At 33.6% G+C, this 19,400-nt stretch carries 18 protein-coding genes; 11 read left to right on the top strand and 7 right to left on the bottom strand.

Features of this window, described 5'->3' with window-relative positions; translation table 11 throughout:
• Window positions 1–159: 159 nt before the first annotated feature.
• Entirely contained in the window at window positions 160–588 is a 429-nt protein-coding gene (locus RAH41_RS07690; RefSeq protein WP_331221973.1) for a divergent PAP2 family protein, read from the bottom strand.
• Window positions 589–909: 321 nt separating this feature from the next.
• Between RAH41_RS07690 and RAH41_RS07685 the strand changes: the two genes are divergently transcribed.
• The 8 genes from RAH41_RS07685 (at window position 910) to RAH41_RS07650 (ending at window position 7,196) form a co-directional block, all read left to right on the top strand.
• Complete coding sequence (locus tag RAH41_RS07685) at window positions 910–1,053, top strand: YezD family protein (protein ID WP_056475111.1); 144 nt, start codon at window positions 910–912, stop codon at window positions 1,051–1,053.
• Window positions 1,054–1,175: 122 nt separating this feature from the next.
• Entirely contained in the window at window positions 1,176–1,877 is a 702-nt protein-coding gene (locus RAH41_RS07680; protein WP_331221647.1) for a phosphoadenylyl-sulfate reductase, read from the top strand.
• Window positions 1,878–1,957: 80 nt separating this feature from the next.
• Window positions 1,958–3,109, top strand: coding sequence for a sulfate adenylyltransferase (gene sat, locus RAH41_RS07675; RefSeq protein WP_331221645.1), 1,152 nt, complete (start codon window positions 1,958–1,960; stop codon window positions 3,107–3,109).
• Window positions 3,110–3,121: 12 nt separating this feature from the next.
• On the top strand, window positions 3,122–3,718 hold the full coding sequence (gene cysC, locus RAH41_RS07670) for an adenylyl-sulfate kinase (protein WP_331221644.1): 597 nt from the start codon (window positions 3,122–3,124) through the stop codon (window positions 3,716–3,718).
• Between the two features lie 11 nt (window positions 3,719–3,729).
• A complete protein-coding gene (locus RAH41_RS07665) occupies window positions 3,730–5,352 on the top strand; it encodes a nitrite/sulfite reductase (protein WP_331221642.1) in 1,623 nt (540 codons plus the stop codon).
• Between the two features lie 16 nt (window positions 5,353–5,368).
• Window positions 5,369–5,587 carry a DUF3906 family protein gene (locus tag RAH41_RS07660; RefSeq protein WP_331221641.1) on the top strand — a complete coding sequence of 73 codons (219 nt, stop codon included), beginning with the start codon at window positions 5,369–5,371 and terminating at the stop codon, window positions 5,585–5,587.
• A 16-nt stretch (window positions 5,588–5,603) separates the two neighbouring features.
• Window positions 5,604–6,389 (top strand): uroporphyrinogen-III C-methyltransferase, encoded by a 786-nt coding sequence (gene cobA, locus RAH41_RS07655; RefSeq protein WP_331221640.1) that lies wholly within the window; start codon window positions 5,604–5,606, stop codon window positions 6,387–6,389.
• Window positions 6,390–6,422: 33 nt separating this feature from the next.
• Window positions 6,423–7,196 (top strand): sirohydrochlorin chelatase, encoded by a 774-nt coding sequence (locus RAH41_RS07650; RefSeq protein WP_331221638.1) that lies wholly within the window; start codon window positions 6,423–6,425, stop codon window positions 7,194–7,196.
• 24 nt (window positions 7,197–7,220) lie between these two features.
• Here RAH41_RS07650 and RAH41_RS07645 read toward each other — a convergent pair whose 3' ends face one another.
• The 3 genes from RAH41_RS07645 to RAH41_RS07635 all read right to left on the bottom strand — a co-directional run bounded on the left by RAH41_RS07645 (window position 7,221) and on the right by RAH41_RS07635 (window position 10,356).
• Entirely contained in the window at window positions 7,221–8,423 is a 1,203-nt protein-coding gene (locus RAH41_RS07645) for an aminotransferase (RefSeq protein ID WP_331221637.1), read from the bottom strand.
• Window positions 8,420–8,920 carry an Lrp/AsnC family transcriptional regulator gene (locus RAH41_RS07640; protein WP_170927411.1) on the bottom strand — a complete coding sequence of 167 codons (501 nt, stop codon included), beginning with the start codon at window positions 8,918–8,920 and terminating at the stop codon, window positions 8,420–8,422. Before RAH41_RS07640 ends, RAH41_RS07645 begins: the two co-directional genes overlap by 4 nt.
• 74 nt (window positions 8,921–8,994) lie before the next feature.
• Window positions 8,995–10,356, bottom strand: coding sequence for an aspartate kinase (locus RAH41_RS07635; protein WP_331221634.1), 1,362 nt, complete (start codon window positions 10,354–10,356; stop codon window positions 8,995–8,997).
• Window positions 10,357–10,901: 545 nt separating this feature from the next.
• Between RAH41_RS07635 and RAH41_RS07630 the strand changes: the two genes are divergently transcribed.
• The gene (locus tag RAH41_RS07630) at window positions 10,902–12,530 is read left to right on the top strand and encodes a bifunctional metallophosphatase/5'-nucleotidase (protein ID WP_331221633.1); all 1,629 of its coding nucleotides are present in this window, start codon (window positions 10,902–10,904) and stop codon (window positions 12,528–12,530) included.
• 86 nt (window positions 12,531–12,616) lie between these two features.
• On the opposite strand, the gene gcvPB is transcribed toward RAH41_RS07630, so the two are convergent.
• Genes gcvPB through gcvT form a run of 3 tightly spaced genes read right to left on the bottom strand, consistent with a single transcriptional unit; the run spans window position 12,617 to window position 16,561 of the window.
• A complete protein-coding gene (gene gcvPB / locus RAH41_RS07625; RefSeq protein WP_331221632.1) occupies window positions 12,617–14,074 on the bottom strand; it encodes an aminomethyl-transferring glycine dehydrogenase subunit GcvPB in 1,458 nt (485 codons plus the stop codon).
• A complete protein-coding gene (gene gcvPA / locus RAH41_RS07620; RefSeq protein ID WP_331221631.1) occupies window positions 14,046–15,431 on the bottom strand; it encodes an aminomethyl-transferring glycine dehydrogenase subunit GcvPA in 1,386 nt (461 codons plus the stop codon). The genes gcvPB and gcvPA overlap by 29 nt, the downstream gene beginning before the upstream one ends.
• Before the next feature lie 26 nt (window positions 15,432–15,457).
• On the bottom strand, window positions 15,458–16,561 hold the full coding sequence (gene gcvT / locus RAH41_RS07615; protein WP_331221630.1) for a glycine cleavage system aminomethyltransferase GcvT: 1,104 nt from the start codon (window positions 16,559–16,561) through the stop codon (window positions 15,458–15,460).
• 359 nt (window positions 16,562–16,920) lie between these two features.
• Between gcvT and RAH41_RS07610 the strand changes: the two genes are divergently transcribed.
• Window positions 16,921–18,606: a DEAD/DEAH box helicase gene (locus RAH41_RS07610; protein WP_331221629.1), complete on the top strand. Its 1,686-nt coding sequence runs from the start codon at window positions 16,921–16,923 to the stop codon at window positions 18,604–18,606.
• Window positions 18,593–19,399 (top strand): YqhG family protein, encoded by an 807-nt coding sequence (locus RAH41_RS07605; protein WP_331221628.1) that lies wholly within the window; start codon window positions 18,593–18,595, stop codon window positions 19,397–19,399. Before RAH41_RS07610 ends, RAH41_RS07605 begins: the two co-directional genes overlap by 14 nt.
• Window position 19,400 lies beyond the last annotated feature (1 nt).

The raw sequence follows: 19,400 nt of genomic DNA, 5'->3' as shown, positions 1-19,400 counted from the left end.
AAAAAAATTCACCGAGTGCAAGTCTTCAGGTGAGGCACAGGGGTAGTTTTCACTAATACTTACCTAAACTAAGTTAATGAACCCCCTCTATACCAATTGGTCTATTCTTTATGTGTAAAAAACGCCCATAATATAAATCGATTGATTTATATTAGAGCGTTAAAATTTTGATACTATGATTGCAATAATGATGCCAATTAATGCTCCAACAACAACTTCATATGAAGTATGACCTACTAGTTCATTTAATGCTTTATAATTTTTAATTCTTCCATGAAAAAAATCATTTAATAACTTCGCATGTTTACTAACTGCCAATCTTACACCTGAAGCATCATACATAATAATCGTAGCAAAAATTGCTGAGATGGCGAAAGTAACATTTCCAAAACCTTCTGTTAATCCGACACTTAATGCTAATCCAGTAACTGTTGAGGAATGTGAACTTGGCATACCACCAGAAGCAAAAAACTTAGATAAATCGACTTCTTTTTCTTTAAATAAATGGATAATGACTTTTAAAAACTGCGCAAGAAACCACGCTAAAACAGCTGAAATTAATGGTTCGTTATGAAAAATCGTCAAAATGAACCTCCTTTAAGTGTAACTAATGTTATTCCATTATTATCTATCTTAAATAATTGTATATTCATTAATAGCTTATGAGAACAAAAATATTTTTGTTAAATATTAAATTACTTGTATCAAAATTATTAGTTCAATGAATTATTTATCCATACTGTTTTTTACTTATAAATTTTTATTTAATACTTGACATATATTGGATCGGTTCAACCAAAGATATAAAATTAAGAAATATATAAATTTTTAATAAATTATCATTTTTGAAATTGACAATCCATATAATTCTGATAGACTTAGTTGTAATTAAATTCTAGGAGGAAGCTCATGAGCCAAACCAACGACTTAAAACCCATCATTGAGGTCGTGGAATCGTTACTTAATGGTTTAAGATTTGGAACAATCACATTAGTCGTTCAAGATGGGAGAATAATTCAAGTAGAAAAGCAAGAAAAAATTCGATTAAAGTAAATATGTTCCTGCTGACTAGAAAAACTAGAGGCAGCTCAAGTCTACGTATGAAGATGTAGAATTTGAGCTGCCTTTTCTTTTTAGGATAACTTGGCTTCTTTAGTCTATTGGAGGAAAAGATAATGAGATTTGAAAATTGGAACGTGAAAAATATTCCTGACTTTTCAATTGATACTGAAACAAAAGGTGCGCTTGAAGTACTAGAGTGGGCTTACAAAACCTATGGTGATGACCTAGTTTATGCTTGTAGCTTCGGAGTTGAAGGAGTCTTATTAATTGATTTAATTTCAAAAGTAAAACCTGAAGCAAAGGTTGTTTTCTTAGAGACCGGTCTACATTTCAAGGAAACTTATGAATTGATTGACCGCGTACAAGCTAAATATCCAAACTTACAGATAGAAAAGAAGACACCAAGTCTGACTTTAGATGAGCAAGCTAGTATTCATGGAGATGAGTTATGGAAGCGTGAACCAAATAAGTGCTGTAATATTCGCAAAATCTTACCGCTTCAAGAAGCTCTTAAAGGTGCTCCAGCCTGGGTGTCAGGCTTAAGAAGGGAACAATCTCCTTCAAGACAAAAAACAGAATTTCTAAATCTAGATAATAAGTTCAGCCTGGTTAAAGTATGTCCCTTAATCCATTGGACTTGGAAGGAAGTTTGGAGATATGTATATTACAAAAATCTCCCATACAATCCATTACACGATATAGGGTACCCAAGTATTGGTTGTGAGGTATGTACATTACCTGCTTCAAATTCTTTTGATAGTCGTTCTGGTCGTTGGTCTGGTTCACAAAAAACCGAATGTGGCTTACATGATTAGTTGTCTATATTAGATGCAATGAAATGAAAGTTTATTCTTACTAACTATTAAAATAGGAAAATTTAAGGAGTGTTTTGAAAATGAGTTTACCCCCTCATGGCGGAGTCTTAATTAATCGATTTAATCCAGATGTTACTATTAAAGATGATTTGAAAGAAATTCCATTAGATCTAATTGGATTAAGTGATCTAGAGTTAATTGGAAATGGAGCTTATAGTCCGCTAACTGGTTATTTAGGAAAGGATGATTATGAGCAAGTCGTAAGTACAATGCGATTAAAAGACGGGACTGTATGGAGTATTCCAATTACCCTTCCTGTGAGCGGACAAATAGCAAGCAATCTAAAACTAGGAGAACTAGTGAAACTGACTTGGGAAAATAATGTGTATGGCTTGTTAAAAATTGACGACATTTATACACCTAACAAATTACTTGAAGCACAGCTTGTTTATGGTACTACTGACACAAACCACCCTGGAGTAGCAAAAATGTATTCCCGTGGTGACGTTTATTTAGGTGGCGAAGTAACGGTAATTAGACAAATTAATCGTACCCAATTCACTGAACATTATTTAAGTCCAAAAGAAACGAGAGAAAAATTTGCATCATTAAATTGGAAGAAAATAGTTGGGTTTCAAACTCGTAATCCAGTTCATCGTGCTCATGAATATATTCAGAAAACCGCACTTGAAATTGTGGATGGTTTGTTCTTAAACCCATTAGTTGGAGAGACAAAATCAGACGATATTCCAGCAGAAGTACGAATGAAAAGCTATAAAGTATTACTCCAAAACTATTATCCTACAGACCGTGTGTTTTTAGCCGTATTCCCTGCAGCAATGAGATATGCAGGACCAAGAGAAGCTGTGTTCCATTCGATTGTTAGAAAAAATTACGGCTGCACACATTTTATTGTAGGGCGTGATCATGCTGGCGTTGGCAATTACTACGGAACTTATGATGCACAAAAAATCTTTCAAAAGTTTTCACAAGATGAATTAGGAATCTCTCTCCTATTCTTTGAAAATAGTTTCTATTGCTCAAAATGCGAGAATATGGCATCTACAAAAACATGCCCGCATGGTAGTGAGCATCACGTAACATTATCAGGTACGAAAGTGCGTGAAATGCTAAAAAACGGTGAAGTTCCTCCTTCTGCTTTTAGTAGAAAAGAAGTTGTTGAAGTATTAATTGAAGGTTTAAAAGAACGTGAATCAATTTCTGTAGAATAGGAGTAAAGTTAAATGTCTAAAAACATCGTTTGGCATCAGGCTAGTATTTCAAAGGAAGACCGCCGACAAAAAAACAATCACCACAGCTGTATTTTATGGTTTACTGGTTTATCTGCTTCAGGTAAATCGACGATTGCTAACGAGATTGCAAAAGCTTTATACCATCTTAATGTTCAACAATACGTATTAGATGGTGATAATATTCGTCACGGCTTAAACAAAGATCTAGGATTTACTGATTTTGACAGAACTGAAAACATAAGACGAATTGGTGAAGTAGCAAAACTCTTTGTCGATAACGGGCAAATTGTCTTAACGGCATTTATCTCCCCATTTATTGCTGATCGAAATATCGTTCGGTCATTAGTCGAACAAGACGAGTTTATTGAAGTTTACGTAGAATGCTCCGTTGAAACTTGTGAGAGCAGGGATCCAAAAGGACTTTATAAAAAAGCAAAAAATGGTGAAATTCAAAACTTTACGGGCATCAACTCTCCGTATGAGGCACCAATCAATCCAGAAATTACATTAAATACTGATCAGTTATCTGTACAAGAATGTGTTGAAACAATACTTCAATTTTTAAAGAGTAAAAATTATATTGGGTAAGGTGATGTTCGATGGCATATGAAAAAATATGGAAAGACAATCTTAAGCTAAATGAAACTGAAAAAAAGAAACTCGTTAAGGATGGACTAAAAATTTACGATGACATCCCCTACTATGCTAAAAATGGGTTTGAATCAATTCCAAAAGATCAATGGGATTTATTCAAATGGGCTGGATGCTATTTACAAAAACCAAAAGAAGCCGGATATTTTATGATGCGAGTTAATGTTCCGTCTGGCATATTAACACATGAACAGCTTATTACATTAGCAGAAATCGCTCGTGATTACGGTCGAGATGTATATGATATTACTACCCGTCAAGCAATCCAATTTCATTGGTTAACAATTGATCAAATACCAGATATTTTCACTCGTTTAGAAAAAGTTGGTCTTTCTAGTGCTGGTGCATGTGGTGATATTACACGTAATATCGTTGGAAATCCACTTGCAGGGATCGATCCAAATGAATTATTTGATACTACACCGATCGTAAAGGAAGTTTATGAATTCTTTCAGTTTAATGAAGAGTTCTCCAATCTACCTAGAAAATATAAAATGTCGATTAGTACAAATAAAAATAATGCGTCAAATGCAGAAATTAACTGCATTTCATTTATTCCGGCTATTAAAGAAATTGACGGCAAAGAAACGACTGGTTTTCATTTAAAAGTTGGTGGTGGGCTATCTTCTGCTCCACACTTAGCTCAAGAACTAGATGTATTCTTGTTGCCACATCAAGTGAAGGAAGTTGCAATCGCCGTTACTACCATCTTTAGAGATTATGGTTATCGTGAAAAACGCCATCACTCTCGTTTAAAGTTTTTAGTCGCTGATTGGGGCGTTGAAAAATTTAAAGAAGTATTAGAAGGATATACAGGTAAGCTTTTAACAAAAGGAACTGGCTTTGAAGAGTCATGGAATGCAGGATATTTTTATGGGGTTCATCCACAAAAGCAAGAAGGATTAAATTATGTAGGATTAAGTATACCTGTTGGAAGATTGCATTCTAAGGAAGTTTTTGAGTTAGCTAGAATTGTTAAAAAATACGGAAATGGTGAAATACGTAATTGTAATTCACAAAATTTAATTTTGCCAAATATTCCAACTGAAAATATTGATGAATTATTGAAAGAACCAATACTTGAAAAATTCACACCAGTACCGCCAAAATTTATTGGTTACTCTGTTGCTTGTACGGGAAATGAATACTGCAATTTAGCGTTAGTTGAAACGAAGGCTCGTATGAAGGAAACAGCTTCTTATTTAGATGAAAAAATTACTTTAGATGTACCTGTTAGAATTCATATGGTTGGTTGCCCTAACTCTTGTGGTCAAAGAGCAATCGCTGATATAGGACTTCAAGGAATTAAAGCTCGTAATGATAAAAAAGAATTAGTAGAGGCTTTTGAAATCTATGTAGGTGGTACATTAGTAAACGGTGGTAAATTAAATGAAAAATTAAAAGGGAAGGTTGAATCCCCTGCCCTCCACCTAGTATTAGAAAAATTCTTACAGCACTTTAGTGAAAATAAACTACCTTCAGAAACCTTTTTAGATTATGTCTCAAGAGTTGGAATTGAAGAATTACAAACCTATTTAACTTCCATTCTTGAAACTGTCAATGCATCTTAAAGAAAGTCGGTGACATATGTTTTTATATCGATTTGAGGCAACAATCGAAAGCCGTATCGTTCCTATTGTTATATTAGCAAATGATGATGAAAAAGCATTTAAACTAGTTGATACAGAACTTGAAAAGTTTTATGTAAAAAAACCGGACGTTAAAGAACTACTGATGTATGAAAAAAAGAAAGTTAGCCAAAGTGGTGGATTTGTTTTAGATGTAGAAGTTTTAAGTAAACGATAACGATGAGGTGTGTGGAATGATTGGAAAAGTTTATTTAGTTGGTGCTGGACCAGGGGATGTTGATCTAATTACAGTAAAAGGACTAAAGTGCATTCAAAATGCAGATGTCATTATATATGACCGACTAGTTAATAAGGAACTATTAGAGTATGCAAAAGAATCTGTCGAGTTAATATACGCTGGTAAACTCCCAAACTACCATGCATTAAAACAAGAAACAATAAATGCTTTCTTAGTAAAGTATGCAAAAAAAGGGAAAAACGTAGTTCGATTAAAAGGTGGCGATCCTTTCATATTTGGTCGTGGTGGTGAAGAAGCAACTTATCTTGTCGAACGTGGTGTCTCCTTTGAAATCGTTCCAGGTATTACATCAGGTATAGCAGCTCCTGCTTATGCCGGTATCCCTGTCACCCATCGTGATTATAGTAGTTCCTTTGCTTTTGTAACTGGTCATTGCAAAGAAGATGATACGGTTAAATGGGCCTCATTAGCAAAAGGCATTGACACACTAGCAATATATATGGGAGTTAATAACTTGCCATATATTCGTCATCAACTAATTTCAAATGGAAAACATCAAGACACACCCGTTGCGCTGATTCATTATGGTACTACTGAACAACAGCGAACTGTCATTAGTACATTAAAAAATGTACTATCAGACGTTGAAAAAGAAAAAATAACTAATCCTAGTATGATTATCGTTGGGGAAGTAGTTAAATTACACCATCAATTACAATGGTTTGAGACTAACTATAACGCGATTACCGATCATACTAACATTAATTATTCAAGTCTATAAATTCACCCTTAAAATAGAATGAGGTGCTTTAGAATGGATGCAATCTTATATGTATGTCATGGAAGCCGTGTAAAATCAGCTGTCCATTCAGCCATACAATTTGTTAAAAAAGTACAAAAACAAATCGATTGCCCTGTTCAAGAAATTAGTTTTATTGAACTCACAGAACCATCCATTTCAGTAGGATTAGAGAATTGTTTGCGTAAAGGAGCAAAATCGGTAACAGTATTGCCGGTTTTACTTCTTTCTGCAAATCATGCAAAGGTCGATATACCTCTTGAAATCGTGAAATTTCAAAGGGAATATCCACACATAAAAATAAAAATTGCCAATCCTATCGGAATTCATAAAAACATGATTAAATTAATCCAAAAGCGAATTAATGAAAAGGTTAAACAGTTAAAGCCAACTAAAGTACTACTAGTTGGACGAGGAAGTAGTGATCCATTAACGATAAATGATTTCAATTCAATCGTTAAACTTCTTGAAGCAAATTTAAAGCATCCTGTTCTTCCCGCTTTTATGGCCGTTTCAAAACCTTCGATTCACGAAGCTTGGAATCAACTACTGACTGAAAAAAATGATCAAGTAATAATCGTTCCCTATTTATTTTTTTCAGGAACTCTTATGAATGAATTAAAAGCTAAATTGAAATCACTACCCATAGAAATGCAAAATAAATGGATACTATGTGAAACCTTAGGGTACGATCAGTTAATTACATCAATTTTTACTGAAAGAATACTTGAAGCTAAAACTAAGGAATTATATACTGCTAAAAATAAAAGCCCTTGTTTCCTCAAATAGAGAACAAGAGCTTTTATTTTTCGTTTATTTACTTTCAACTTTAATAAAATTTGCTGGTTCGTAAGTTGGAAGAGTCTGTAAAAATCGATTAATCCTTTTGGTAGCTTCAATTAATTGATTTAATGAAGTTGCATAAGAACATCGAATATACCCTTCACCACAATCTCCAAAAACATTTCCCGGGACGACCGCTACTCTCTCTTTTAATAATAACTGCTCAGCGAACTCCTCTGATGTTAAGCCAGTATTCTGTATCGATGGGAATACATAAAAAGCTCCACCTGGAAGATGACATGATAATCCAATTTCATGAAGAGATTGCACAAGGAAATTACGACGTTGCATATAACTGCGTCGCATTGCTTCTACATCATGGTCTCCATTTCGAAGTGCTTCAACTGCAGCATGCTGTGACATGGTTGGTGCACACATTATTGCATATTGATGAACTTTAAGCATATGGGAAATAATGTCCGAAGGTGCTGCAACAATTCCAAGTCTCCAGCCTGTCATTGCAAATGTTTTAGAAAATCCAGAAATTAAAATTGTATGGTCTCGCATTCCTTCGATATTAGCAAAGCTTGTATATTCGCCATCATAAACAAGCTCAGCATAAATTTCATCAGAAATGACAATTAAATTATGTTTTTTAACAAATACGGCTAAATCCTCTAATAATTCTTTTTCTAGTAAAGTACCAGTTGGATTATTCGGATTACATAGCAAGATTGCCTTTGTTTTCGGTGTCAGTTTCTTTTTCAACGCTTGAAGATTGATTTTAAACTCTTCTTCTCCTGTTGTTGATAAATGAACTGGAACACCGCCTGCAAGTGAAACTAAAGGAGCATATGAAACAAAGCATGGATCAATAACGATTACTTCGTCCCCTGGATTTAAAATTGTTCTTAAAGCAATATCAATCCCTTGACTTGCGCCTACAGTTATAATTAATTCATCTTCTGGACGATAATGTACATCAAATTTCTTAGCAAAATAACGACTTACTTCTTGACGTAATTCTAGCAACCCAGCATTTGAAGTATATGCCGTATGTCCTGTTTCTAACGAATAAATACTTGCTTCTCTCACGTTCCAAGGCGTGACAAAATCAGGTTCACCTACCCCAAGTGAAATGACATTATCCATACTAGCCGCTAAATCAAAAAACTTTCGAATCCCTGATGGTTGTAGTGTGGTTACTGTATTTGATAAATTAAATTTACTCATGGCGTGATCACCATACGCTTATCACTTTGTTTTTGACCGTATACGATACTATCATGTTTATAACGTTTTAAAATAAAATGGGTAGTCGTTGATAAAATAGATTCTAAAGTCGATAGTTTTTGGGATACAAATGAAGCTATTGATGTCATTGTTTTCCCTTCAACTACAACTGATAAGTCATATGTTCCTGACATTAAATAAACTGATTTAACTTCCGGGTATAAATAGATTTTTTCAGCAATCTCATCAAACCCTACCCCGCGTTTTGGTGCTACTTTCACATCAATCATAGCAGTTATACTTTCTTGAACTGGGACTTTACCCCAATCAATAAGTGTAATGTATTGAAGAATAACACGATCGTTTTCAAATTTTGTTAAAATATCAGCTACTTCATCTTCTGTAGCTCCAATCATTTTTGCTAAAACATCATTACTTAAGCGTCCATTTTGTTCAATACACTGAAGTAACTGTATTTCTTTTTCTGTCATATTCATATACTCCTTATGTATTCCATTTTCTGGAATTACGTTAGATGTTGATTCTTTTCATCTATATTTTAATAATTTAGTTAGATGACACTTTTTGAGAAGAATTCTTCATAAATAACTTTTACTGCTTTTTTCTCATCACATGATTTTACTCCAAACATCATACTTACTTCTGAAGAACCTTGGTTTATCATTTCAATATTTATTCCCGCATTTGCTAACGCTTTACTCGCTCTTGCAGTCGTACCAACATTATGACGCATTCCCTCACCTACTAACATGATTAAAGCAAGGTCCCTTTCAACGACTACGTGGTCTGCATCTAATTCATCTTGGATGCGTTTAATAATTTGAACTTCTAATTCAACTGGTAATTGATTTTGACGAATAATAATTGAAATATCGTCGATTCCACTTGGCTGATGCTCGTATGAAATTTGATAATCCTCAAGTATTTGCAATAATTTACGCCCAAATCCAATTTCTCTGTTCATTAAATACTTGCTTATATAAATACTACAAAATCCATTATCACTCGCGATTCCAATTAAAGGACCGTTTGATAATGTACGTTCCTTAACAATTCGCGAACCAGGAGCAGTAGGATTATTCGTATTTTTAATGCTTACTGGAATTCCAGCTTGAAAGGCAGGTATCAATGCTTCGTCATGAAAAACGTTAAAGCCTGCATAAGATAACTCCCTCATTTCGCGATACGTTAATTCTTTTATTTCCTTTGGATTAGGAATAATCGCCGGATTTACAGAAAAAACTGCATCAACATCAGTAAAGTTTTCATATAAAGTAGCTTTAACTCCGTTGGCAACAACAGAACCAGTAATATCTGAGCCACTGCGAGAAAATGTAACGATATGACCATCTTCTGAATAGCCAAAAAATCCTGGGAAAATAAGAATTCCAGATTTTTTTCTCAATTCAGATAAGTTCTCATAGCTTTTCGCTAAAACTTGGGCATGTCCTGGTTCATTTGTAACAAATAAACCTGCTTCTTTTGGATTAATATAACTTGCCTCAAGTTCTTTTAACTGAAAATAAGACGCTACTAATCTAGCACAATTATCTTCCCCACATGCCATAACAGCATCCATATATCTTGCAGGAAAATCCTTTTTACTACTTAAAGAAAGTTCAATACCTAATGAAATCTCATTCATAATATCCTCAGATAAACCTAATCCATTTGCAATTTCAGAATATCTTTGAATAATTTGATCGAATTCTTTCGAATAATCCTTTCCCTTTAGAGCAAGTTGTGCGCAACTAATTAGTAAATCGGTAACTTTGATATCATCCGGAAATCTTTTACCTGGTGCAGATACAACGATAATTTTACGTTCAACATCTGATGTAACAATCTGAAATACTTTTTCAATTTGTTCCGAAGTGGCTAATGAAGACCCACCAAATTTTACGATTTTCATTTTTATTACCCCTAATTTAGTTAATTTTCAGTTAAAAAGAATGTTACAATTATCCTCCTTATGCGAGAAAAAATCAACACCATTTATTAAGTTTTTTGGAAATTTTAGTATGTTACAAAAAGAATTTAATATTACTGTGGGTATTTATTCAATCTATTGAAAAGAATGGCAATATGAAATTGTAGATTCATTAGAGAAAAGTTTAAGATTAAAAAGTAAAGATTAAAATGCAGGTAATAGAGAAAGCAAGGAAAAGGATATTTCGGTATATTTTCAAAACATTCTGACTCTTTTGACCTTCCTGTACTACTTTTGTATTACCGTTGGTTCACTTTAATGATTGAATAAAAATGCAATTAAAAATAATGTTAAAAATCATTAATAAATAAAAAGAATATGAAAAAAATAGCGATTATCATAAGAAAACCCGTATTAATAATCTGCCTTCAAATTTAACTGAAAATTCACACTAGAATAAAGAAGCTTTAACAATCCTTCCTTATGCTTAGTAAGTAACCTACTAGCAAATTAGGAGGGAGAATAGATTGAATTGGAACGCATTGAAAAAAGCAGTTCTTGCTTTTGTTCTTACGACTACATTATGTGCAGGAGTATTTTTGCTTTCTAGTAAACCAGCTGCTAGGAACATTCCTATTAACTCCAAGAAAGATAAGAACCGTTTCATTCATGTACAAATACTTGGTATCAATGATTTTCATGGTCAATTAGATACGACCCGAAAATTTGACGACAGGAATGTTGGAGGAGCAGAATATCTTTCCGCTTATTTGAATCAAAAGAAAAAGGAAAACAAAAATACTATTTTAGTTCATGCAGGTGACATGGTTGGTGGAAGTCCTCCTATCTCTTCATTTCTTCAGGATCAACCTACGATTGAAGTATTAAACAAGATAGGTTTTGACTATGGGACTCTAGGAAATCATGAATTCGATCGTGGTGTAGATGACATGATGAGATTGATTCGGGGAGACAACAATCAAAAAACTGGTTATTTTATTGGGGCAAATTTCCCGTATTTATGCGCCAACGTAAAAGACGATCATACTGGTAAGACGATTCTGCCTCCATACAGTATAAAAAATATTAATGGCGTACCAATTGGATTTATCGGCGTTGTAATAAAAGATACTCCAAAGATTGCACCACCAAATAAAACAGATGGCGTAAAGTTTATTGATGAAGTAAAAGCAATCAATAATTCGGTAAAATCCCTTAAAAAACAAGGTGTAAAGACAATTGTAGTGTTGGCACATATTGGTGGAAATCAGTCTAAAGCAACTGGAAATGCTACAGGTGACATCGTTAGAATGGCCAAAAAAATGGATGCTGAAGTTGACGTTATCATCTCTGGACATACACATACTTATCTTAACAAAGAAGTAGACGGAAAGCTGATTGTTCAGTCCTACTCTTATGGAATATCTTTCTCCGACATTCAGTTAACCATTGATCCTAATACAAAAGATATCGTAGACAAAATGGCAAGTATTAAGATGGTCTACCAAGATGAGATTAAACCAGATCCTGAAATAAAGAAAATGATACAAAATTATAAATCTAAAATTGAACCGATGGTTAATAAAGTCATTGGAAAAGCTGCAAACGATATTTTAAGTAAGAAGAATCAGAATGGAGAATCTAGTTTAGGAAATATGATTGCAGATTCACAACGACTTGCAATGAAATCTGATTTCGCTTTTATGAACTTTAGTGGAATACGTGCTGATCTTCCAAAAGGAGATGTAACTTTGGATGAATTGTTTACGATCCAACCATTTAATATAAAACTCGTTAAAATGACACTATCTGGTGACCAAATACGGGAACTTCTCAATCAGCAATGGCAGGAACATGGCAGTGTTCGGATGTTACAAATATCAGGTTTAAAATATACTTGGGATAATACGAAAGATTCTGGTCAAAAAGTGATTAAAATCATGCGAACAGATGGTACTCCAATTAATCCACAAACTAGTTATACTGTCACTACAAATAGCTATCTTGCAAATGGCGGTGATAATTTTTCGGTATTACTAGCAGGAAAAAATAAAAAAGAAGGTCCAACAGACTTTGATGCATTTGAATATTATGTGAAGGAACAAAAGCAACCATTGATCCAGGCATTTGATGGTCGAATCAATCGGATTAAATAGATTTTAAGAAGGTCCAAAAACATGCGTTTCATTTTGAAACGATACGATCATAAAAAAAGTTCCCTTCGATGAGGGAACTTTTTGATTTATGCTTTCATATAACGTAATACAGGTTTACGAGCTGCTAATGTTTCGTCAAGACGACTTACAACAGTTGTATGTGGAGCTTCTTGTACGATTTCTGGATTTTCTTCAGCTTCTTTAGCAATTGTAATCATTGTATCGATAAATGAATCTAATGTCTCTTTTGATTCAGTTTCAGTTGGTTCAATCATAATACATTCTTCCACGTTTAATGGGAAGTAAATTGTTGGTGGGTGGTAACCAAAGTCTAATAGGCGTTTAGCGATATCTAAAGTACGAACTCCTAATTTCTTTTGACGTTTTCCACTTAATACGAACTCATGCTTACAATGACGATCGAATGGTAGATCAAAATATGGTTCTAAACGACGCATCATATAGTTAGCATTTAAAACTGCATCTTCTGTTACTTGTTTTAATCCTTCTGGACCCATAGAACGAATGTAAGTATATGCACGAACGTTAATTCCAAAGTTTCCAAAGAAAGGTTTTACACGACCGATTGACTCTGGACGATCGAAATTTAAAACATATTCTTCTCCAACTTTTTCAACGATTGGTGCTGGTAAGTATGGAATTAAATCTGCTTTAACTCCTACAGGACCTGAACCAGGGCCACCGCCACCGTGTGGACCAGTGAATGTTTTATGAAGATTTAAATGTACTACATCAAATCCCATATCCCCAGGGCGTGCTTTACTTAATACAGCATTTAAGTTTGCTCCATCATAATAAACTTTTCCGCCTGCAGCATGTATGATTTCAGAAATTTCATAAATATCTTCTTCAAATAGACCCAATGTATTTGGATTCGTAAGCATTAATGCAGCAACGTTTTCATCAACTACGCGACGTAAATCATCTAAGTCAACTAAGCCTTTTTCATTTGATTTAACTGTGATTGTTTCAAAACCTGCAACCGTTGCAGATGCTGGGTTTGTACCATGAGCCGAGTCAGGTACGATTACTTTAGTACGGTTGAAGTCACCGCGGCTTTCGTGATAAGCACGGATAATCATTAATCCAGTCCACTCACCATGTGCACCTGCAGCTGGTTGTAAAGTTACTTCATCCATTCCAGTAATTTCTTTTAATTCTTGTTGAAGCTCATGCATTAATTCTAATGCACCTTGAACAGAATACTCATCTTGTAGTGGATGAACATGTGCAAAACCGGCCATACGTGCAACAGCTTCGTTAATTTTTGGATTGTATTTCATTGTACAAGAACCAAGTGGATAGAAACCAGAATCTACACCATGATTTCTTTTTGAAAGCGCTGTATAATGACGCATTAAATCTAATTCAGATACTTCTGGTAAATTTGCTTTTTCTTTACGTACATAAGCCGCTGGAATTATTTCCTCAATATCGAACTCCTCAACGTCCATTGTTGGAAGACTATATGCGATACGACCTTCTTTACTCATCTCAAAAACTAACGGTTGATCCTTCAGCATGTTGCATCCCCTTTCCGTCTACTAATAATGCTAGTTCTTCTACAAAAGTATCAATATGTTGTTTAGAACGTAATTCTGTTACTGCGATTAACATATGATTTTCCATAGTAGGTTCAACTTTTGCTAAGTCATAACCACCGATAATTTTCTTAGTAAATAAATGTTTATTGATTTCAGTAACATTTTGTTTTACATCAATAACAAGTTCGTTAAATGCTGCGCCATTGAATACTACTGAAATTCCATTTTCAGTTAATTTCTTCTTCATATATTGAGTACGCCAGATATTTTGAGTTGCCATTTCAACCGCACCATTTTTACCAAGAGCTGTCATTGCAACAGAAGCTGCTAATGCATTTAATGCTTGGTTTGAACAAATATTTGAAGTCGCTTTGTCACGACGAATATGTTGCTCACGCGCTTGTAATGTTAATACAAAACCGCGACGACCTTCACCATCTACAGTTTGACCAACTAAGCGGCCTGGCATTTTTCGCATTAATTTAGTTGTAGTTGCAAAGTATCCACAGTGAGGCCCACCAAATTGAGTTGGAATACCAAATGTTTGCGCGTCACCAGCTACGATATCTGCTCCAAATTCTCCTGGAGGAGTTAAAGCTGCTAGTGCTAATGGATTACTTGAAACTACGAATAAACTTTTACCTGTATGAGCAATTGGCTCGATTTGATCTAATTCTTCAATTTGTCCATAGAAGTTAGGGTATTGAACAACAACACAAGCAACATTATCATTCATTTCATTTTTTAGCTCTTCTAGATCAGTTTTTCCATCTTTAAGTCCAATTTCAACAACCTCTAAGTGTTGACCTTTAGCATAAGATAAAATAACTTCACGTGATTGTGGATGAACAGCTTTTGAAACTAAAATGCGCTTTTTACCAGTATGACCAGCTGCTAAAGTAGTTGCTTCAGCAAGAGAAGTACCTCCGTCATACATTGAAGAGTTTGCTACATCCATTCCTGTTAATTCACAAATCATTGTTTGGAACTCAAAAATCGCTTGAAGTTCACCTTGTGAAATCTCAGGTTGATATGGAGTATAAGCAGTATAAAACTCTGAACGAGATATAACATGATCTACAACTGTTGGTAAGTAATGATCATAAACACCAGCACCTAAGAAAGAAACATACTCTCTTAAGTTAGCGTTTTTATTCGCTAATTCGCTTAACTCCTGAATTAAATCAGATTCAGATTTTGCTTTTTTAATGTTTAATAAGCCATTAAAACGAACTTTTTCAGGAATATCACTAAATAGTTCATCAACTGATGAAACACCTACTACTTTTAACATCTCTTGACGATCTTGCTCTGTCGTTGGTAAATAACGATGCATTAAGGTAATCCCCTTTCTCCCCCTAGTTACTTCTTCTCTCTTTTGTAAAATGGTTTTGAAACTACTACAGCTTTTAATTTTTTATTTCGAATTTCAACTTCAAGTTCAGTACCTAAAGCAGAAAATTCAGATTTGATTAATGCAAGTCCAATATTTTTCTTTAATGTTGGAGATTGCGTACCACTTGTTACTTCACCAATTACTTCCCCGTTAACAAATACAGGATAGTGAGTTCTTGGAATGCCTTTGTCAATCATTTCAATTCCAACAAGTTTACGAGGTACACCTTGCTCTTTTTGATTTTTCAGAACTTCTTTACCGAAGAAATCTTCTTCTTTATTTAATTTCACAGCGAAGCCAATACCCGCTTCTAATGGAGAAATGTCTTTTGTTAGTTCTTGACCATATAATGCTAGAGCTGCTTCGAAACGTAGTGTATCACGAGCACCTAATCCACATGGTTTTAAACCGTCTTCCTTACCCGCCTCTAAAAGTAAAGTCCAAAGTTTAGACGCATCTTCTGCAGCTAAGTATAATTCGTATCCATCTTCACCTGTGTAACCTGTGCGTGAAACTAATACATTTAAATCACCAATTAATACATTATCTTTAAAAGTAAAATACTTAATATCAGTAACGTTCTCATTCGTTAAACGTTGTAAAATTGCAACAGATTTTGGCCCTTGAAGAGCTAATTGTGCAACTTCATTACTTTTATTAACTACTTTTACATCACCTTCAACATGTGATATTAACCATGCGAAATCTTTTTCAATATTAGACGCATTTACAACTAATAAATAATGTTCATCGTTATACTTATAAACTAGTAAGTCGTCTACCGTTCCAGCATTTTCATAGCACATTGCTGTATATAATGCGCCTTCTTCATTTAATTTTGAAATATCATTTGTCATCATTTTTTGTAAATATTTAAGACTATCTTTACCAGTTACTTCAATTTCTCCCATGTGAGAAACATCAAATAAACCAGCTGCTGTACGAACAGCTTCGTGTTCTTCTTTAATGCTCGAAAATTGCACTGGTAGCTCCCAGCCACCAAAATCAATTGTTTTACCACCTAATACTTTGTAATCTTCAAACAATGGTGTGCGTAATAAAGTCGTCATGTAGCCATTTCCCCCTTATCTACATGCTAGCATGATGGAAAACTAAATTAATAGTTCGTCCAGCTAACCATTAAATAATTTACATATTTTGTATATTTTCGGAAAAACTAGTAGAAAACAAGAAAATATATTATCAAACTATATTAGTTAACTGTTTTTTCTTAACAATAAGAGTTTTTTGTTTAATAAAAGAATAATAAATTTTTACTTTTTTCTACACTATTATCCTAACATTAAACGACAAGTTTCAGCAATATCAAAGTGAATTTTTTTGAAAATATAATCACGAACATTATATCAGCTATTTTAAAATAATGTTCATGATTACCCAATATAAAACTGAAATAGGTGAGGTTTACATGTCAATTGAGATTAAATTCCATACAGAGTGGCAAGAAGAGTTCTTAGAGAAGCTTGAAAATGATGGACCATGGTCAAATTGGGAGAATTATAAGCTTGCCTATCATACTTCTACAAAATTAGCAATTCCATCTTTTACAGGTATGATTGCTCCCACACATTTACCAAATTTAACTCCATTGCCACATCAATTAGATGTAGCGACGACAGTAATTGAAAAAATGAATGGAAAAGCAATTTTAGCTGACGAAGTAGGACTAGGTAAAACAGTTGAGGCAGGTTTAATATTAAAAGAATACATGATTCGTGGTTTAGTTAATAAGGTGCTTATATTAGTACCAGCATCACTTGTATCACAATGGACCTTTGAATTAAATACAAAATTTCATATTCCAGCAATCGCTCAACAAAAAAAGAATTATGTATGGGATAGCTGTGATGTTGTTGTTTCATCAATTGATACCGCAAAAAGAGATCCTCATCGAGAAAAAATATTAAATATTAATTATGATCTCGTCATTATTGATGAAGCTCATAAACTTAAAAATAATAAAACAAAAAACTATGAGTTTGTACAACATCTTAAAAAGAAATATTGTTTACTACTAACTGCTACACCAGTTCAAAATAACATTGAAGAAATTTTCCATTTAGTTTCTTTATTAAAACCTGGTCATTTAGGTAATAAATCTAGTTTCGAAGAATATTTTTCTGCTAAGAACCGCTCATTAGAGCATGAAGACTTATTACGAGAACTAATAGGAAAAGTAATGGTTCGAAATCGTAGACAAGATACAGGCATAGAGTGGACAAAGCGAAAGGTAGAAACAGTATTAATTAATTTTAATGAAGAAGAACAAAAACTTTATGATTTAATCGATGAATGGCAAAAATCACAATATACTGGGGTAACCTCGGCATTCTCCTTTTTAACATTTAAGCGTGAAGCTTGTAGTAGTCGTGAAGCTGTTTATGTATCAATGAAAAAAATGCTTCAAAGATTTGAAAAAGAAAATATTGATATTAACGATCCTTATATAGAGAAAATTTTTCATCAAATTAATCAAATTACGTCTAATTCAAAAGCAAACAAAGTAGTTGAACTAATAAAAAAAATAAATGATAAAGTAATTATTTTTACAGAATATCGTGCAACACAGTTATATTTACAATGGTTATTAAAACAAAACGGTATAACATCTGTACCATTTCGGGGTGGTTTTAAACGTGGTAAGAAAGATTGGATGAAAGAATTATTTAAAAATCGTGTACAGGTGCTAATAGCTACCGAAGCTGGTGGTGAAGGTATTAACTTACAGTTTTGTTCAAATATGATTAATTATGACCTTCCTTGGAATCCTATGCGACTAGAACAAAGAATTGGACGTATACATCGACTTGGACAAACAGAGGATGTAAGTATCTATAACTTTGCGACTGTTGGCTCAATTGAAGAACACATACTAAGATTACTTTATGAAAAAATCAATTTATTTGAGCGTGTGATTGGTGAACTGGACGATATTCTAACCAGAATTCCTTATAAAGATTTTGAAGCTCATATGAATGAAATATTTATTCACTCTAAAACTGAAGGTGAAATGAAAATTAAAATGGAAAATTTAACGTCCATCATTCAATTACAGCAACATAAACAAGCAGGTGATAGTTATGCAGCAACATGAAATCCATGATTATATCGAATACTTTTTCAGACATAATGATTGTGAAATTCTACAGAAAACACCAACATATTTAGAAATACAATTAACAATTGAGATGGATAAAAAATTAATGAATCGTCCTTTCTATTGGCATTATCTAGAAAAAACAGGCGGTATCCCAAATCCAATGAAGTTAACACTAATTACAGATAGTGATAATGCACCTGAGGATCTTAAAGGTGAGCAAATTCATTTTGGGTCGCCCCGCCTTCATCAAATTTTCTCAATTGTTAGTGAACTAGGACAATCAATTAGACTTTATGAAGACACAAAAGCACCTATGGGCCAACAAATTGCATTACACCCTTGGTTAGCTGTTAATTATCAGGTTTCCTTTACTTGTGATCATAAAAAAGATTATTTATATTCTTTTGGAATCCATTTAATTTCAGGAAAAATTATTGAAGATTTTCATACAAAACTTGAAAAAATCCAATTCAACTCTAAAATACCTGATTTTTGCTATTCCATGTCACCTATGATTAAACCAATAAGTGGTTTAAATCGAATGGAACAATTACTTCGAAACATAATTGAAAAAGAAGATACGGTTTGGGCAGAAGAAGCAAGGAATAGATGGCAACATGATTTAGATTTATTAAATCAATTTTATGAAGCTGATGAGGAAAAACCTGAAAATTATCATGTAGAATTCAATGCACTTAAAGAACTTTACGAACCAATTATTCATGTTGATGCTATTAATGGAGGGCTTTTTTATCTATCACCAAACACAATGAATAAGTTAAGTTAAA

Origin of the sequence: Gottfriedia acidiceleris (genome assembly GCF_036421055.1) — a bacterium.
In the GTDB taxonomy this organism is placed as follows: Bacteria; Bacillota; Bacilli; order Bacillales; family Bacillaceae_G; genus Gottfriedia; species Gottfriedia acidiceleris_C.
Note: the sequence above shows the minus strand (reverse complement) of the source record. Positions and strands in the feature narration are given on the sequence as shown.

Excerpts from the sequence above, each read along its gene's own strand:
- RAH41_RS07685 (WP_056475111.1), top strand. The coding sequence starts at position 910 with ATGAGCCAAACCAACGACTTAAAACCCATCATTGAGGTCGTGGAATCG.
- RAH41_RS07680 (WP_331221647.1), top strand. The coding sequence starts at position 1,176 with ATGAGATTTGAAAATTGGAACGTGAAAAATATTCCTGACTTTTCAATT.
- sat (WP_331221645.1), top strand. The coding sequence starts at position 1,958 with ATGAGTTTACCCCCTCATGGCGGAGTCTTAATTAATCGATTTAATCCA.
- cysC (WP_331221644.1), top strand. The coding sequence starts at position 3,122 with ATGTCTAAAAACATCGTTTGGCATCAGGCTAGTATTTCAAAGGAAGAC.
- RAH41_RS07665 (WP_331221642.1), top strand. The coding sequence starts at position 3,730 with ATGGCATATGAAAAAATATGGAAAGACAATCTTAAGCTAAATGAAACT.
- RAH41_RS07660 (WP_331221641.1), top strand. The coding sequence starts at position 5,369 with ATGTTTTTATATCGATTTGAGGCAACAATCGAAAGCCGTATCGTTCCT.
- cobA (WP_331221640.1), top strand. The coding sequence starts at position 5,604 with ATGATTGGAAAAGTTTATTTAGTTGGTGCTGGACCAGGGGATGTTGAT.
- RAH41_RS07650 (WP_331221638.1), top strand. The coding sequence starts at position 6,423 with ATGGATGCAATCTTATATGTATGTCATGGAAGCCGTGTAAAATCAGCT.
- RAH41_RS07645 (WP_331221637.1), bottom strand. The coding sequence starts at position 8,423 with ATGAGTAAATTTAATTTATCAAATACAGTAACCACACTACAACCATCA.
- RAH41_RS07640 (WP_170927411.1), bottom strand. The coding sequence starts at position 8,920 with ATGAATATGACAGAAAAAGAAATACAGTTACTTCAGTGTATTGAACAA.
- RAH41_RS07635 (WP_331221634.1), bottom strand. The coding sequence starts at position 10,356 with ATGAAAATCGTAAAATTTGGTGGGTCTTCATTAGCCACTTCGGAACAA.
- gcvPB (WP_331221632.1), bottom strand. The coding sequence starts at position 14,074 with ATGCTGAAGGATCAACCGTTAGTTTTTGAGATGAGTAAAGAAGGTCGT.
- gcvPA (WP_331221631.1), bottom strand. The coding sequence starts at position 15,431 with ATGCATCGTTATTTACCAACGACAGAGCAAGATCGTCAAGAGATGTTA.
- gcvT (WP_331221630.1), bottom strand. The coding sequence starts at position 16,561 with ATGACGACTTTATTACGCACACCATTGTTTGAAGATTACAAAGTATTA.
- RAH41_RS07610 (WP_331221629.1), top strand. The coding sequence starts at position 16,921 with ATGTCAATTGAGATTAAATTCCATACAGAGTGGCAAGAAGAGTTCTTA.
- RAH41_RS07605 (WP_331221628.1), top strand. The coding sequence starts at position 18,593 with ATGCAGCAACATGAAATCCATGATTATATCGAATACTTTTTCAGACAT.